This is a genomic window from Streptomyces sp. NPDC057963 (genome assembly GCF_042887155.1).
Taxonomy (GTDB): domain Bacteria; phylum Actinomycetota; class Actinomycetes; order Streptomycetales; family Streptomycetaceae; genus Streptomyces.
Genome location: NZ_JBHVPX010000006.1, coordinates 147,318 through 162,081, shown reverse-complemented (window position 1 = coordinate 162,081; position 14,764 = coordinate 147,318). Strand labels below are relative to the sequence as shown.

Here is a 14,764-nt window from a genome sequence, read left to right as displayed (position 1 = left end):
GCGCCCGGGGCGGGTGGCGGTCGGCACACGGCGGCGGTCGTGGGGCTGCGGTCCATCTCCCCGATCCGGGCGGCCGTACCCGCGCCGTTGCGTCCCTCCGTCGGGCCGGGGGTGGCCCAGGAACAGAGGCGACATGGGGGTGCCTGTGGTTCGTATCCGGGTTCTCGTGGTGGACGACCATCGCATTTTCGCCGAGTCGCTCGCGGCGGCGCTCGCGGCCGAGCCGGACGTCGAAGTGGCGGCGGCGGGCAGTGGTCCCGCCGCGCTGCGCTGTCTGGACCGGGCCGCGGCCGAGGGGCGCGGTTACGACGTGATGCTGGTCGATGCCGAACTGGGCATCCTGTCCGGGGCGAGGGGCCGCCGGGCACCCGTCCCGGTGCCCCGAGGCGGCGAGGACGCCCCGGTGGACGGCATCTCGCTGGTCGCCGGGGTCCGTTCGGGCCGCCCCTCCGTGCACACGGTGGTGCTCGCCGAGAAGGACGACCCGGTCCGCGCCGCGCTGGCGCTGCAGGCCGGGGCCTCGGGATGGGTGGCCAAGGACTGCTCGCTGCAACGGCTGCTCACGGTCGTCCGGGGGGTGCTGCGCGGCGAGACGCATCTGCCCCCCGCCCTGCTCACGGGCGTGCTGCGGGAGCTGACGGCGGCGCGCAAGCACCGCACCGAGAGCGAGCGGCTGGTCGAGTCGCTGACTCCGCGCGAGCGCGAGGTGCTGCGCTGCATGGTGGCGGGGCTGGGGCGCAAGGCGGTGGCGGAACGGCTCTACCTCTCCCCGCACACGGTGCGTACGCACATGCAGAACGTGCTGGGGAAGCTGGGTGTGCACTCGACGCTGGCGGCGGTCGCACTGGCCCGACGGGCGGGTGTCGGGCCGGCCGATCTGGCACCGGCCCGGGTGTCAGCCGGGGACGTTGTCGAACGGGGCGGTCAACTGGCGTAGCAGTCCGGCCAGTTCGCCTCGCTGCTGAGTGGAGAGCTCGCTCAGGATGGCGCGCTCCTGGGCGAGCAGCCCGGCCAGTGACTGGTCGGCCTTGTCGCGCCCTTCGGCGGTGAGCCGGACCAGTACGCCGCGGCGGTCGCTGGGGTCGGGGAGCCGCTCGACGAGGTTCTTCTTGGTCAGCCGGTCGATGCGGTTGGTCATCGTGCCGGAGGTGACCAGGGTCTGGGTGAGCAGTTGGCCGGGGGAGAGCTGGTAGGGGGCGCCGGCGCGGCGCAGTGACGTCAGGACGTCGAACTCCCACGGCTCCAGATGGTGCTCGGAGAAGGCGATCCGGCGGGCCCGGTCCAGATGGCGGGCCAGGCGGGAGACGCGGCTGAGCACCTCGAGTGGTTCCACGTCGAGGTCGGGGCGCTCGCGGCGCCATGCAGCGACCAGTCGGTCGACCTCGTCCTCCATGTGGATCAGTGTAGAGGGTCTGTCGACATGAAGTCTCTTGAATTCAAGTGTCTTGACATCAAGATACCCTCCGGTGATCCTGTCACCATGACCGCACCCACCTGGGATCCGCAGCAGTACCTGCGCCACGCGGACCATCGCACCCGCCCCTTCCGCGACCTCCTGGCCCGCATCGCCGAGCCTCCGGCCGCCCCCGCGCCCCGCATCGCCGACCTCGGCTGCGGCGCGGGAAACGTCACCGTCCTCCTCGCCGACCGCTGGCCGAGGGCCCGGATCACCGGCTACGACAACTCCCCGCAGATGCTGGAGCGGGCGCGGGCCCACGCCGGCCCCCTCCTGGACTTCGCCGAGGCCGACGCCGCGACCTGGACCCCCGGGGAGCCGTACGACCTGATCGTCTCCAACGCCCTGCTCCAGTGGGTCCCGGACCACATCGCCCGCTTCCCGGTCTGGCTGGACGCGATCACCCCCGGCGGGACGTTCGCCCTCCAGGTCCCCGGCAACTTCGACCAGCCCAGCCATGTCCTGATGCGGGAACTCGCCGGCTCCCCGCGCTGGCGCGACCGCCTGGGCGGCGTACTGCGCCACGCCGACGCGGTGCCCGGCCCCGCCGCCTACCTCGACGCGCTGACGGCCCCCGGCATCACGGCCGACGTCTGGGAGACCACGTATCTGCATCTGCTGCCCGGCAAGGATCCGGTGCTCGACTGGGTGAAGGGCACCGGGCTGCGCCCCGTCCTGACGGCACTGGCCGACGACCCCGGGGCCCGCGAGGCGTTCCTCGCCGACTACCGCGACCTGCTGCGCACCGCCTACCCCGAGGGGCCGCACGGCACGGTCTTCCCGTTCCGCCGCATCTTCGCCGTGGCCCGCAAGGAGCCGTGACGACCGCCGCCGCGGCTCGTGCTCCTGCCGGTGAGCGGCTGTCCCGCTCAGCTCTTGCGGTGACCTATCAGCCGCGGCTTCGACTCCAGGTTCTCCAGGCCGTGCCAGGCCAGGTTCACCAGATGCGCCGCGACCTCCGCCTTCTTCGGCTTGCGGGCGTTGACCCACCACTGGCCGGTCAGGGCGACCATGCCGACCAGGGCCTGGGCGTACAGCGGGGCCAGCTTCGGGTCGAAGCCGCGGGCCTTGAACTCCAGGCCCAGGATGTCCTCCACCTGGGTGGCGATGTCGCTGATGAGGGAGGCGAAGGTGCCGGTCGACTGGGCGACGGGGGAGTCGCGGACCAGGATGCGGAAGCCGTCCGTGTACGTCTCGATGTAGTCGAGCAGGGCGAACGCGGCCTGCTCCAGGAGTTCGCGGGGATGGCCCGCGGTCAGGGCGCCGGTGACCATGTCGAGGAGCTGGCGCATCTCGCGGTCGACCACGACGGCGTACAGGCCCTCCTTGCCGCCGAAGTGCTCGTAGACGACCGGCTTGGAGACGCCCGCGCGGGACGCGATCTCCTCGACCGAGGTGCCCTCGAAGCCCTTGTCGGCGAAGAGGGTGCGGCCGATGTCCAGCAGTTGCTCGCGGCGTTCCTTGCCGGTCATCCGCACCCGGCGGGTGCGCCGGGTGGAGGAGGGACGGTTGTTCTGGCTGCTGGTACTGGAGTCGGTCGCCACGTCGTCAATCATGCCGCGTCGACGCGGGGGCGGTCGCGGCGGGCGTCGATACGGCGGGACGCGATGCGGGCGGAGTCCGGCCAGCGCACGTCGGACGCCCAGCCCAGCTTCTCGAACCAGCGGATCAGCCGGGCGCTCGAATCGATCTGCCCCTTCATCACCCCGTGCCGCGCGCTCGTCGGGTCCGCGTGGTGCAGGTTGTGCCATGACTCGCCGCAGGACAGCACCGCGAGCCACCACACGTTCCCGGACCGGTCACGGGACTTGAAGGGGCGCTTGCCGACCGCGTGGCAGATGGAGTTGATCGACCAGGTGACGTGGTGCAGCAGCGCCACCCGGACGAGAGAGCCCCAGAAGAACGCGGTCGCCGCGCCCCACCACGACATCGTCACCAGACCGCCCACCAGCGGCGGAAGCAGCAGCGAGGCGGTCGTGAAGGTGAGGAAGTGGCGGGAGATCCCGCGGATCGCCGGGTCCTCGACCAGGTCGGGGGCGTACTTCTGCTGCGGAGTCTGCTCCTCGTCGAACATCCAGCCGATGTGCGCCCACCACAGGCCCTTCAGCAGGGCGGGGAGGCTCTCGCCGAACCGCCACGGCGAGTGCGGGTCGCCCGCCGCGTCGGAGAAGCGGTGGTGCTTGCGGTGGTCGGCCACCCAGCGCACCAGCGGACCCTCCACGGCCAGGGAACCCGCGACGGCCAGGGCGATGCGGAGCGGCCGCTTCGCCTTGAAGGAGCCGTGGGTGAAGTAGCGGTGGAAGCCGATGGTGATGCCGTGGCAGCCGATGAAGTACATCGCCACCAGCAGGCCCACATCGAGCCAGCTCACGCCCCGGCCCCAGGCCAGCGGGACCGCGGCGACCAGTGCCGCGAACGGCACCACGATGAACAGCAGGAGGGCGAGCTGCTCGACCGACCGTTTCTTGTCCCCGCCGAGCGTGGCGGAGGGAAGGGCCTGGCCGTCGGCCGGGGGCGGCTGGTCGTCGTCGATCGCAGCGGGGCTGGTGTTCATGGGGGGTCCCCTGGGGATGAGGAGTACGACGGATAGCTCTGGCTACGCATCCGTAACCTACGGCTACGTAAGTATGGCAGCGCGGAAGCCTGCGGCACGAGAGCGCGGCGGACCGCCCGTGAAGGGAAACCCGAACGGGGCGCGAGCGTCGCCGAAGGCGTGGACACCTATCCTGGTGGGGTCGGACAGCGCGGTCCGCACTCTGCTTTCCCGGGGTGGCGTCAGCAGCGCTGCCGACCGCGGCCCCGGAAACCTCGTGCACCACCACTGCAAGGAGCCGCACACTGTGAGCAGTGCCGACCAGACCCCTGCCGCCAGCCCCGAGCTGCGCGCCGACATCCGCCGCCTCGGCGACCTGCTGGGCGAGACCCTCGTACGCCAGGAGGGCCAGGAACTCCTCGACCTCGTCGAGCGGGTCCGCGCCCTGACCCGCACCGACGGCGAGGCCGCGGCCGAACTCCTCGGCGACACGGACCTGGAGACCGCCGCGCAGCTCGTGCGGGCCTTCTCCACCTACTTCCACCTCGCCAACGTCACCGAACAGGTCCACCGCGCCCACGAGATGCGCGACCGCCGCGCCGCCGAGGGCGGGCTCCTGGCCCGTACCGCCGACCGGCTGAAGGACGCGGACCCGGACCACCTGCGCGAGACCGTCCGGAACCTCAACGTACGGCCCGTCTTCACCGCGCACCCGACCGAGGCCGCCCGGCGCTCCGTGCTGAACAAGCTCCGCCGCATCGCCGAGCTGCTGGAGACGCCCGTCATCGACGCCGACCGGCGCCGCCAGGACCTGCGGCTCGCCGAGAACATCGACCTCATCTGGCAGACCGACGAGCTGCGCGTGGTCCGGCCCGAGCCGGCCGACGAGGCCCGCAACGCCATCTACTACCTCGACGAACTGCACACCGGCGCCGTCGGGGACGTACTGGAGGACCTGGCGGCCGAGCTGGAGCGGGTCGGCATCCAACTGCCCGCGGGCACCCGCCCCCTCACCTTCGGCACGTGGATCGGCGGTGACCGCGACGGCAACCCCAACGTGACGCCCGCCGTCACCCGGGAAGTGCTGATCCTCCAGCACGAGCACGGCATCACCGACGCGCTGGAGCTCGTCGACCACCTGCGCGGACAGCTCTCCAACTCCATCCGCTACACCGGCGCCACCGACGAGCTGCTGACCTCGCTCCAGGCCGACCTGGAGCGGCTCCCCGAGATCAGCCCGCGCTACAAGCGGCTGAACGCCGAGGAGCCGTACCGCCTCAAGGCCACCTGCATCCGGCAGAAGCTCGTCAACACCCGCGAGCGCCTCGCCGGCGGCACCCCGCACCGCCCCGGCTGCGACTACCTCGGCACCGCCGAACTCGTCGCCGACCTGGAACTCATCCAGACCTCCCTGCGCGAGCACCGCGGCGGCCTGTTCGCCGACGGCCGGATGGACCGCACCATCCGGACGCTCGCCGCGTTCGGCCTCCAGCTCGCCACCATGGACGTGCGCGAGCACGCGGACGCCCACCACCACGCCCTCGGCCAGCTCTTCGACCGGCTCGGCGAGGAGTCCTGGCGCTACGCCGACATGCCGCGCGACTACCGGCAGAAGCTGCTCGCCAAGGAGCTGCGCTCGCGCCGCCCGCTCGCCCCGACCCCGGCCCCGCTGGACGCCGCGGGCGAGAAGACCCTCGGCGTCTTCCACACCATCAAGGAAGCCTTCGAGCGGTTCGGCCCCGAGGTCATCGAGTCCTACATCATCTCCATGTGCCAGGGCGCCGACGACGTCTTCGCGGCCGCCGTCCTGGCCCGCGAGGCGGGCCTGGTCGACCTGCACGCCGGCTGGGCCAAGATCGGGATCGTCCCGCTCCTGGAGACCACCGACGAACTGCGCGCCGCCGACGTCATCCTCGACGAGATGCTCGCCGACCCCTCGTACCGCCGGCTCGTCTCGCTCCGCGGCGACGTGCAGGAGGTCATGCTCGGATACTCCGACTCCTCCAAGTTCGGCGGCATCACCACCTCGCAGTGGGAGATCCACCGGGCCCAGCGCCGGCTGCGTGACGTCGCGCACCGCTACGGCGTGCGGCTGCGGCTCTTCCACGGCCGCGGCGGCACCGTCGGCCGCGGCGGCGGCCCCTCGCACGACGCGATCCTCGCGCAGCCGTGGGGCACCCTCGAAGGCGAGATCAAGGTGACCGAGCAGGGCGAGGTCATCTCCGACAAGTACCTCATCCCCGCGCTCGCCCGGGAGAACCTGGAGCTGACCGTCGCGGCCACCCTCCAGGCGTCGGCGCTGCACACCGCGCCCCGCCAGTCCGACGAGGCCCTCGCCCGCTGGGACGCGGCGATGGACACCGTCTCCGACGCCGCGCACGCCGCGTACCGCAGGCTGGTCGAGGACCCGGATCTGCCCGCGTACTTCTTCGCCTCCACCCCGGTCGACCAGCTCGCCGAGCTGCACCTCGGCTCGCGCCCGTCACGGCGTCCGGACTCCGGCGCGGGCCTGGACGGGCTGCGTGCCATCCCGTGGGTCTTCGGCTGGACCCAGTCCCGGCAGATCGTGCCCGGCTGGTACGGCGTCGGCTCCGGCCTCAGGGCACTGCGCGAGGCCGGTCTGGACACCGTTCTGGACGAGATGCACGAGCACTGGCACTTCTTCCGGAACTTCATCTCGAACGTGGAGATGACGCTCGCCAAGACCGATCTGCGGATCGCCCGCCACTACGTCGACACGCTCGTCCCCGACGAGCTGAAGCACGTCTTCGCCGACATCGAGGCCGAGCACGCGCTCACGGTCCAGGAGGTCCTCAAGGTCACCGGCGAGTCCGAACTGCTCGGCACCAGCCCGGTGCTCCAGCAGACCTTCGCCATCCGGGACGCCTACCTGGACCCGATCTCCTATCTCCAGGTCTCGCTGCTGGCCCGCCAGCGCGAGGCGGCGGAACGCGGCGAGGCGGCGGACCCGCTGCTCGCACGGGCCCTGCTGCTCACCGTGAACGGTGTCGCCGCGGGTCTGCGCAACACCGGCTGAGCCGCCGGGGCGCGGGCGCGGTCCCGCTCACAGGGCGATGAACGTCGCCCCCAGCAGGACCGCGCCCGCGATCCCGGTGCCCCAGGCGATCCGGGGCAGCCGCAGACCGCCGCCGATCACCAGGGCGGCCAGCACCAGCGCCCCGCCCAGCGGCACCCAGGCATGCAGGAAGCCGGCGGCCCCGGTGCGTACGACGTCGTCCGTACCGGGCTCCACGACGACGGGGAAGCGGTCGCCGCGCCGCGCCGCCACGGACTTCTCGACCGTCACCCGGGAGCGCGCGGCGGCCTGCCCGGACGGTGCGAACGGACCGGTGCAGACATCGGCACCGCAGCCCGTGACGGTCATCGTGCCGTGCTCGCGGCCCTTGGCCAGAATGATGTGGTGCGCCGCTCTCCAGGAGGAGTGCACACCCGCGACGAGCAGCAGCAGGACGACACCGCCCATGGCTGCGTTGCGGGCGTATGTCAGGGCGCGGTGGGAGGATCTCCGCTTCATGGGGAGCGATCCTTGGGCAGAGCGATGCGCCCGGTCAACTCATGGCCGGAAAACGCCGGGGTACCGGCGGGAATGTCAGAGTTGTGCGGCGCTGCGGAGGTCAGGAGTTGTACGCGCTCTGCGCGCGCTCCAAGCCCTCCGCGAGCAGGCACTCCACCGAGTCGGCGGCCCGGTCGACCAGGTACCCGAGCTCCTTGCGCTCCGTGGCGGAGAAGTCCTTCAGCACGAAGTCCGCGACCTGCATCCGGCCCGGCGGGCGGCCGATCCCGAACCGGATCCGGTGGTAGTCGGCGCCCATCGACTTGGTCATCGACTTGAGCCCGTTGTGCCCGTTGTCGCCGCCGCCGAGCTTCAGCCGGAGCGTCCCGTAGTCGATGTCCAGCTCGTCGTGGATCGCCACGATGTGGTCGGTCGGCACCTTGTAGAAGTCGCGCAGCGCGGTGACGGGGCCGCCGGAGAGGTTCATGTACGACATCGGCTTGGCCAGGATCACCCGGCGGTTCTCCGGTCCGGGCGGGCCCATGCGGCCCTCGACGACCTGTGCCTGGGCCTTCTGCGCCCGCTTGAACTTCCCGCCGATCCGCTCGGCGAGGAGATCGACGACCATGAAGCCGGCGTTGTGCCGGTTCGCCGCGTACTCGGGACCGGGGTTGCCGAGGCCCACGATGAGCCAGGGTTCGGTGGCGTCGGACATCTGCGCGCGGTCTCCTTCGCGTACGGGTGGTTCCGGATGGCCCTGTCACAGGGGAACGGGGCGGCGGGCCCTCGAACAAGGAACCGCCGCCCCGTCAGTGAAGCAGTGAAGCTCAGTGGAGCAGTGAAGGCGAGGCTCAGGCCTCGGCGCCCTCTCCCTCGGCGCCCTCGGCCGACGGCTCCTCGGCCTGCGCGGCGACGACCTGCAGGACGACGGCGTCCTCGTCACCGGCCAGCACGGAGCCCTTGGGCAGCGGGATGTCCTTGGCGAGGATCGAGTCGCCGGCGTCCAGGCCCGCGACGGAGACCGTGACGGACTCGGGGATGTGGGTGGCCTCGGCCTCGACGAGCAGGGTGTTCTGCACGTACTCCAGGAGGTTGCCGCCCGGGGCCAGGTCGCCCTCGACGTGCACGGCGATCTCGACGTTGACCTTCTCGCCGCGCTTGACGGTCAGCAGGTCGACGTGCTCGATGCTGCCCTTGAGCGGGTTGCGCTGCACGGCCTTCGGGATGACCAGGGCGTCCTTGCCGTCGATCTCCAGACCGATCAGGACGTTGGCGGTCTTGAGCGCCATCATCAGGTCGTGGCCCGGCAGGGTGATGTGAACGGGCTCGGCACCGTGGCCGTAGACGACCGCGGGAACCAGGTTGGCGCGGCGGGTGCGACGAGCGGCGCCCTTGCCGAACTCGGTACGGACCTGGGCGGCGAGCTTGACCTCAGCCATGACTGCACTCCTCGTAGGGTGACGGAACTTGGACGGTCACCCGGCCCACGACAGGCCTGCTACGAAGAGCGCGTCGATAACGGACCGCCGTACACATGAGTACGGCCTCCCTCGCCGAGCAACTCGCTGAGTCTACCCGGCGGGGAGGCCGCACCCCAAGTGGATCTTCCGACCCGTACTGCCTGCCGCTCTGCCTACTGCTCCTCGAAGAGGCTGGTGACCGAGCCGTCCTCGAAGACCTCGCGCACCGCGCGGGCGATCGTCGGGGCGATCGAGAGCACCGTGATCTTGTCGAGCTCCTGCTCGCCCGGGGTCGGCAGGGTGTCGGTGAAGACGAACTCGCTGACCTTGGAGTTCTTCAGACGGTCCGCGGCCGGACCGGAGAGCACACCGTGGGTCGCCGTCACGATGACGTCCTCGGCGCCGTGCGCGAACAGGGCGTCGGCGGCGGCGCAGATGGTGCCGCCGGTGTCGATCATGTCGTCGACCAGGACGCAGACCCGGCCCTTGACGTTGCCGACGACCTCGTGGACGGTCACCTGGTTGGCGACGTCCTTGTCGCGGCGCTTGTGGACGATCGCCAGCGGGGCGTCCAGGCGGTCGCACCAGCGGTCGGCGACGCGCACCCGGCCGGCGTCCGGGGAGACGATCGTCAGCTTCGAGCGGTCGACCTTGGCTCCGACGTAGTCGGCGAGTATCGGCAGCGCGAAGAGGTGGTCGACCGGGCCGTCGAAGAAGCCCTGGATCTGGTCGGTGTGCAGGTCGACGGTGAGGATGCGGTCGGCACCCGCCGTCTTCATGAGGTCGGCGACCAGACGGGCCGAGATCGGCTCGCGGCCGCGGTGCTTCTTGTCCTGGCGGGCGTAGCCGTAGAACGGCACGATCACCGTGATGGAGCGGGCCGAGGCGCGCTTCAGCGCGTCCAGCATGATGAGCTGCTCCATGATCCACTTGTTGATCGGAGCGGTGTGGCTCTGGATCAGGAAGCAGTCGGCGCCGCGGGCGGACTCCTGGAAGCGGACGTAGATCTCACCGTTGGCGAAATCGAAGGCCTTCGTCGGCACGAGGCCGACACCCAGTTGGTGTGCAACCTCCTCGGCCAGCTCGGGGTGGGCGCGGCCGGAGAAGAGCATCAGTTTCTTCTCGCCGGTCGTCTTGATCCCGGTCACAGCACAGTCTCCTCAGACGTGTTCCTGGCGCTGCACGCATGTGTCCCGATGTGCAACGAGCCAGCCGAAATGGGGTGAGCATCTATCACGGTACGCCGTGGGCGACGTGCCTGTTTCCGGTCAGCTTTCGTCTTCGGGCCCCGACGTGGCGGCCTGCGCCGCCTGCGCGGCGGCGCTTCCCGGGCGCTTGCGGGCCACCCAACCCTCGATATTCCTTTGCTGGCCGCGGGCGACGGCCAGCGAGCCGGGCGGTACGTCCTTGGTGATGACCGAGCCGGCGGCGGTGTAGACGCCGTCCCCGACCGTGACGGGCGCCACAAACATATTGTCCGCCCCGGTACGGCAGTGGGAGCCGATCGTGGTGTGGTGCTTGGCTTCGCCGTCGTAGTTCACGATGACGCTGGCGGCACCGATGTTGGTGTGATCGCCGATCGTCGCGTCGCCGACGTAGCTCAGGTGCGGAACCTTGGTGCCCTCGCCGATCGTGGCGTTCTTCATCTCGACGTACGTGCCGGCCTTGGCCTTCGTGCCGAGCTTCGTGCCGGGCCGCAGATAGGCGTACGGGCCGACCGTCGCGCCCTCGCCGACCTCGGCCCGGTCCGCGACCGTGCTGTCCACGCGCGCGCCCGCGCCCACGACGGTGTCCGTGAGACGGGAGTTGGGGCCGACCTCGGCGTCCTCGGCGAGGTGCGTGGTGCCGAGCAGCTGGGTGCCCGGGTGCACGATCGCGTCGCGCTCGTAGGTGACGCCGGCGTCGATCAGCGTGGACGCCGGGTCGACGACGGTCACACCGGCCAGCATGGCCCGCTCCAGCAGCCGCTGGTTCAGCAGGCGCCGGGCCTCGGCCAGCTGGACCCGGTTGTTGATGCCGAGGATCTCGCGGTGGTCGCCGGCGACGCAGGCGCCGACGCGGTGGCCGGCCTCGCGCAGGATGGAGAGCACATCGGTGAGGTACTCCTCGCCCTGGCTGTTGTCCGTACGGATCTTGCCGAGGGCGTCCGCGAGCAGCCGGCCGTCGAAGGCGAAGACCCCGGAGTTGATCTCCCGGATCGCGCGCTGGTCCTCGGTGGCGTCCTTGTGCTCGACGATCTCGGTGACCGCGCCGCTGCCCGGGTCGCGGACGATCCGGCCGTAGCCGGTGGAGTCCGGGACCTCGGCGGTCAGCACGGTGACGGCGTTGGAGTCGGCCGTGTGGGTGGCGGCGAGTGCGGTGAGGGTCTCGCCGGAGAGCAGCGGGGTGTCGCCGCAGACGATGATCACGGTGCCCTCGACGGTCCCGCCGAGCTCGTCGAGGCCGACGCGCACGGCGCTGCCGGTGCCCCGCTGCTGGGCCTGGTAGGCGGTCCGCAGCCGGTCGTCGACGGCGGTGAGATGCGCGGTGACCCGCTCGCTCTCGTGGCCGACGACCACGACGAGGTGCTCTGGATCCAGTTCGCGGGAGGCGGCGACGACATGTCCGACGAGCGAGCGCCCGGAGATTTCGTGCAGGACCTTGGGGGTCTTCGACTTCATGCGGGTGCCCTCACCCGCTGCGAGGACGACGACGGCTGCCGGGCGTTCGGAGCTCACGGAAATGCCCTTCGGCTTCGGGTGGTGGACACCCGCAGGATACCGGGGCACCTGTGGACCGACGCGGGCGCGGGCCCCGACCGCAGTGGTCGGGGCCCGCGCGCAGAAGCTCCCCTGCCAGGATTCGAACCCGGACAAATGGCACCAAAAGCCACTGTGCTGCCGTTACACCACAGGGGACAGCAAAGCCGATCGACTGGACATACCGTCAGGTCGTCGACCGGGCAGCCACCACTATGCCGTACCACCGGCCCCGGACGCGACGGGTCACGGCGCCCCGATCCGCGCTTGCTGTCCAGGTCGCCCGAAAAGGGGATGCGCCCGCCCGTAGGCTGGACGGCATGACCACAACGGGGGCATACCGGGAAGCCGCGGGTGCGACCACCCGCGGCTATGGGTGGTGGGAACGGCGGCGCGGTGTCGTTCTGGACGTGGGGCTCGCGCTCCTGTCGGCGCTGGAATGCGCACTGGAAGGGGTGGAATTCGCCGGGGACACCGCGCTGCCGGTGCCGGTCGGCGTGGTGTTCGGGCTGCTCGCGGGGTCCGTGCTGGTGGTGCGGCGGCGCTGGCCGATCGCCGTGGTGCTGGTGTCGATCGCGACGACACCCGCCGAGATGGGCTTCCTGATGGGCCTGGTCGGCCTGTACACGCTGGCCGCCTCCGAGGTGCCGCGGAGGATCACCGCGGTGCTGATGGGGATGTCCTTCGCGGGCACGTTCATCGTCACGTACGTGCGGCTGCGGCAGAGCGTCGCCGAGCAGGCCGATTTCGGGCGCGACGACTGGTACGTACCGCTGCTCTCGCTGTTCATGTCGCTCGGGCTCACCGCGCCGCCCGTGCTGTTCGGCCTCTACATAGGAGCCCGGCGCCGGCTGATGGAGAGCCTGCGGGAGCGGGCGGACTCGCTGGAGCGGGAGCTGTCGCTGCTCGCGGACCGGGCCGAGGAACGGGCCGAGTGGGCGCGTACCGAGGAGCGCACCAGGATCGCCCGTGAGATGCACGACGTGGTCGCCCACCGGGTCAGCCTGATGGTCGTGCACGCCGCCGCTCTCCAGGCCGTCGCGCCGAAGGACCCGGCGAAGGCGGTGCGGAACGCCGCGCTGGTCGGCGACATGGGCCGGCAGGCGCTGACCGAGCTCCGCGAGATGCTCGGGGTGCTGCGCAGCGGGGAGCCCGTGGCGGCCCGGTCCGCGCAGGTGCCGCTCGCCTCGGTCGGCCGGGCGGCCGCGGCCGTGGCCGCCGCCGCGGCGGAGGACGGACCCCGGCTGCACGAGGTGGAGACCCTGGTCGGGGAGTCCAGGGCGGCCGGTATGACCGTCGAGCTCTCGGTGGACGGCGAGGTCCGCCCGTACGCCCCCGAGGTCGAGCAGACCGCGTACCGGGTGGTGCAGGAGGCCCTGACGAACGTGCACAAGCACGCGGCTGGCGCGAAGGCGTGGGTACGGCTCGCGCACCGGGACGCGGAGGTCGCGATGCAGGTGGAGAACGGCCCGTCGGACGCCGCGACGGCGGACGCGGGGCTGCCGAGCGGGGGCAACGGGCTCGTCGGCATGCGGGAGCGGGTGCTGGGGCTCGGCGGCGTCTTCGTCTCCGGCCCGACGGACGCGGGAGGCTTCCGGGTATCGGCCGTCCTGCCGGACCGCGGAGCGGCCTGACGGTACGGGGCGGGCGGCCGGTCCGGCTGGTCCTGGCCGGTCCGGCCCGTCCCCGCCCGGCCCGTCCGGCGGGAACAGGCGGTCGCCGGGCGGACCGGTGCTCAGCCGCTCAGCCGGGGATCAGGCGGTCCGGCTGGATGCCGCCGACCAGGGTCGCCAGCGCCTGGTCGATGTCCGGGCCGAGGTACCAGTCCCCGGTGTGGTCGATGCTGTACACGCGGCCCTCCGTGTCGATCGCGAGGACCGCCTGCCCGTCCCCCTCCTCGCCCAGCGGGCTGACCTCGGTCTCCAGCGCCCGGCCGAGGTCGCCGAGCGTGCGGGCGAGATGCAGGCCGCTCATCGGGTCGATCCGCACCGGGGCCGGTGCGATCTGCCGGCCCGGCGCGGAGGCCGTGATGTGCAGCCCGCCGAACTCCGCCCACGCCTCCACGGCCGCCGGGAAGACCGCGTGCTGATGGCCGGCGGGTGACGCGTGCGAGCGCAGCGCGTCGGCCCACTCCTCGGCCTGCCGGATGTCCCAGCGGCCGGGCTGCCAGCCCGCGGCCCGCAGGGCGGCGTCGACGGCGACGGGGAAGCGGGTCGAGGCATGGCGGTCCCGGCCTGCGGGGCCCGCCTGTTCGGGTAGGTCGGTTCGGTCGTGCATCGGCGCCCGGTCAGCCCTTCTCGGCGGTGGTCGCCGCCCCGGTGGTCGTGAGGTCGACGGGACGGACGCCGAAATGGGCGAGCATCGCCGTACAGGAGCGGCACGGCGGTGCGTAGCTGTCGTGCATCGGGTCGCCGTCCTCACGGATGCGCCGTGCGGTGAGCCGTGAGTGCTTCAGGGCGCGGCGGGCCTCGCCGTTGGTCAGCGGCTTGCGCTGGGCCCGCTTGGAGCGGCCGGCTTCCGCCGCCGTCAGTTGCCGGGAGAGCAGTATCGCCTCGGGGCAGCGGCCGGTGAAGCGTTCGCGCTGGCCGCTGGTGAGGGTGTCGAGGAAGTCCTGGATCAGGGGGTGCAGGACGGGCGGCTGGTCGCCCTTGCCCGCCGTGCAGGTGAGCGTCTCGCCGCGTACGGACAGCGCAGCCGCCACCGCGGGCAGGATGCCGTCGCGGCGGTGCTGCAGACGGGGCGTGTGGCCGGCCCCGGTGCTGCTCCAGCTGAGGCGCGGGTCCCCGGATGTGACTGATTGTGCAGTGTGCATGGTGCTTTCCCTCCCGTGCCCGCAGCGGTAGCTGCGCGATGTGCACGCCCCCGAGTTGCGGTGACAGCCTGCCAAATGTCCCGGCTGGTCGGGAAGCTGGGGCGGGGAAACGCACCTTCGTGTCGCCGCGCGGTGGCAGGAGCGTCGCCCGTCCGTCACACCGCTGTGACGGTTCGTGACGGTCGGGGGAGAGGGTCGCGCAGGGGCGAGACCCGCTCTTGCGCCACCGCATAGGCTGTGCCCGGACCGCC

General features: G+C 71.7%; 14 protein-coding genes and 1 tRNA gene. 4 read left to right on the top strand and 11 right to left on the bottom strand.

Going from position 1 to position 14,764, the window contains the following annotated elements:
• Nucleotides 1-145 precede the first annotated feature (145 nt).
• Nucleotides 146-937 (top strand): LuxR C-terminal-related transcriptional regulator, encoded by a 792-nt coding sequence (locus ACFVT1_RS16270; protein ID WP_389796184.1) that lies wholly within the window; start codon nt 146-148, stop codon nt 935-937.
• On the opposite strand, the gene ACFVT1_RS16265 is transcribed toward ACFVT1_RS16270, so the two are convergent.
• Nucleotides 896-1,393 carry a MarR family transcriptional regulator gene (locus ACFVT1_RS16265; protein WP_362199830.1) on the bottom strand — a complete coding sequence of 166 codons (498 nt, stop codon included), beginning with the start codon at nt 1,391-1,393 and terminating at the stop codon, nt 896-898. The genes ACFVT1_RS16270 and ACFVT1_RS16265 overlap by 42 nt on opposite strands.
• Nucleotides 1,394-1,480: 87 nt before the next feature.
• Here ACFVT1_RS16265 and ACFVT1_RS16260 point away from each other — a divergent pair, with 87 nt between their 5' ends.
• Nucleotides 1,481-2,278, top strand: coding sequence for a trans-aconitate 2-methyltransferase (locus ACFVT1_RS16260; RefSeq protein WP_389795684.1), 798 nt, complete (start codon nt 1,481-1,483; stop codon nt 2,276-2,278).
• Nucleotides 2,279-2,325: 47 nt separating this feature from the next.
• Here the strand turns inward: ACFVT1_RS16260 and ACFVT1_RS16255 are convergent, their stop codons facing one another.
• Both ACFVT1_RS16255 and ACFVT1_RS16250 read right to left on the bottom strand, forming a co-directional pair.
• Nucleotides 2,326-3,012 carry a TetR/AcrR family transcriptional regulator gene (locus ACFVT1_RS16255; protein WP_362199836.1) on the bottom strand — a complete coding sequence of 229 codons (687 nt, stop codon included), beginning with the start codon at nt 3,010-3,012 and terminating at the stop codon, nt 2,326-2,328.
• Entirely contained in the window at nt 3,009-4,010 is a 1,002-nt protein-coding gene (locus tag ACFVT1_RS16250) for an acyl-CoA desaturase (protein ID WP_389795682.1), read from the bottom strand. The genes ACFVT1_RS16255 and ACFVT1_RS16250 overlap by 4 nt, the downstream gene beginning before the upstream one ends.
• Before the next feature lie 286 nt (nt 4,011-4,296).
• Between ACFVT1_RS16250 and ppc the strand changes: the two genes are divergently transcribed.
• Nucleotides 4,297-7,026: a phosphoenolpyruvate carboxylase gene (gene ppc, locus ACFVT1_RS16245; protein WP_389795680.1), complete on the top strand. Its 2,730-nt coding sequence runs from the start codon at nt 4,297-4,299 to the stop codon at nt 7,024-7,026.
• Between the two features lie 27 nt (nt 7,027-7,053).
• On the opposite strand, the gene ACFVT1_RS16240 is transcribed toward ppc, so the two are convergent.
• The 6 genes from ACFVT1_RS16240 to ACFVT1_RS16215 form a co-directional block, all read right to left on the bottom strand.
• Nucleotides 7,054-7,524, bottom strand: a complete 471-nt coding sequence (locus ACFVT1_RS16240) for a hypothetical protein (protein WP_389795678.1) — start codon at nt 7,522-7,524, stop codon at nt 7,054-7,056.
• A gap of 100 nt (nt 7,525-7,624) precedes the next feature.
• Nucleotides 7,625-8,218 (bottom strand): aminoacyl-tRNA hydrolase, encoded by a 594-nt coding sequence (pth, locus tag ACFVT1_RS16235; RefSeq protein WP_389795677.1) that lies wholly within the window; start codon nt 8,216-8,218, stop codon nt 7,625-7,627.
• Between the two features lie 136 nt (nt 8,219-8,354).
• Nucleotides 8,355-8,942: a 50S ribosomal protein L25/general stress protein Ctc gene (locus tag ACFVT1_RS16230; RefSeq protein WP_389795675.1), complete on the bottom strand. Its 588-nt coding sequence runs from the start codon at nt 8,940-8,942 to the stop codon at nt 8,355-8,357.
• A gap of 194 nt (nt 8,943-9,136) precedes the next feature.
• Nucleotides 9,137-10,111: a ribose-phosphate diphosphokinase gene (locus ACFVT1_RS16225; RefSeq protein WP_362199854.1), complete on the bottom strand. Its 975-nt coding sequence runs from the start codon at nt 10,109-10,111 to the stop codon at nt 9,137-9,139.
• A gap of 120 nt (nt 10,112-10,231) precedes the next feature.
• Nucleotides 10,232-11,680, bottom strand: coding sequence for a bifunctional UDP-N-acetylglucosamine diphosphorylase/glucosamine-1-phosphate N-acetyltransferase GlmU (gene glmU, locus ACFVT1_RS16220; protein ID WP_389795673.1), 1,449 nt, complete (start codon nt 11,678-11,680; stop codon nt 10,232-10,234).
• Between the two features lie 109 nt (nt 11,681-11,789).
• Nucleotides 11,790-11,860: transfer RNA gene (locus ACFVT1_RS16215), tRNA-Gln, on the bottom strand.
• A 161-nt stretch (nt 11,861-12,021) separates the two neighbouring features.
• Between ACFVT1_RS16215 and ACFVT1_RS16210 the strand changes: the two genes are divergently transcribed.
• Entirely contained in the window at nt 12,022-13,335 is a 1,314-nt protein-coding gene (locus tag ACFVT1_RS16210; protein ID WP_389795671.1) for a sensor histidine kinase, read from the top strand.
• 109 nt (nt 13,336-13,444) lie between these two features.
• Here the strand turns inward: ACFVT1_RS16210 and ACFVT1_RS16205 are convergent, their stop codons facing one another.
• Both ACFVT1_RS16205 and ACFVT1_RS16200 read right to left on the bottom strand, forming a co-directional pair.
• Nucleotides 13,445-13,978, bottom strand: a complete 534-nt coding sequence (locus ACFVT1_RS16205; RefSeq protein ID WP_362199863.1) for an SUKH-3 domain-containing protein — start codon at nt 13,976-13,978, stop codon at nt 13,445-13,447.
• Between the two features lie 10 nt (nt 13,979-13,988).
• Entirely contained in the window at nt 13,989-14,513 is a 525-nt protein-coding gene (locus ACFVT1_RS16200) for a YwqJ-related putative deaminase (protein WP_389795669.1), read from the bottom strand.
• Nucleotides 14,514-14,764 lie beyond the last annotated feature (251 nt).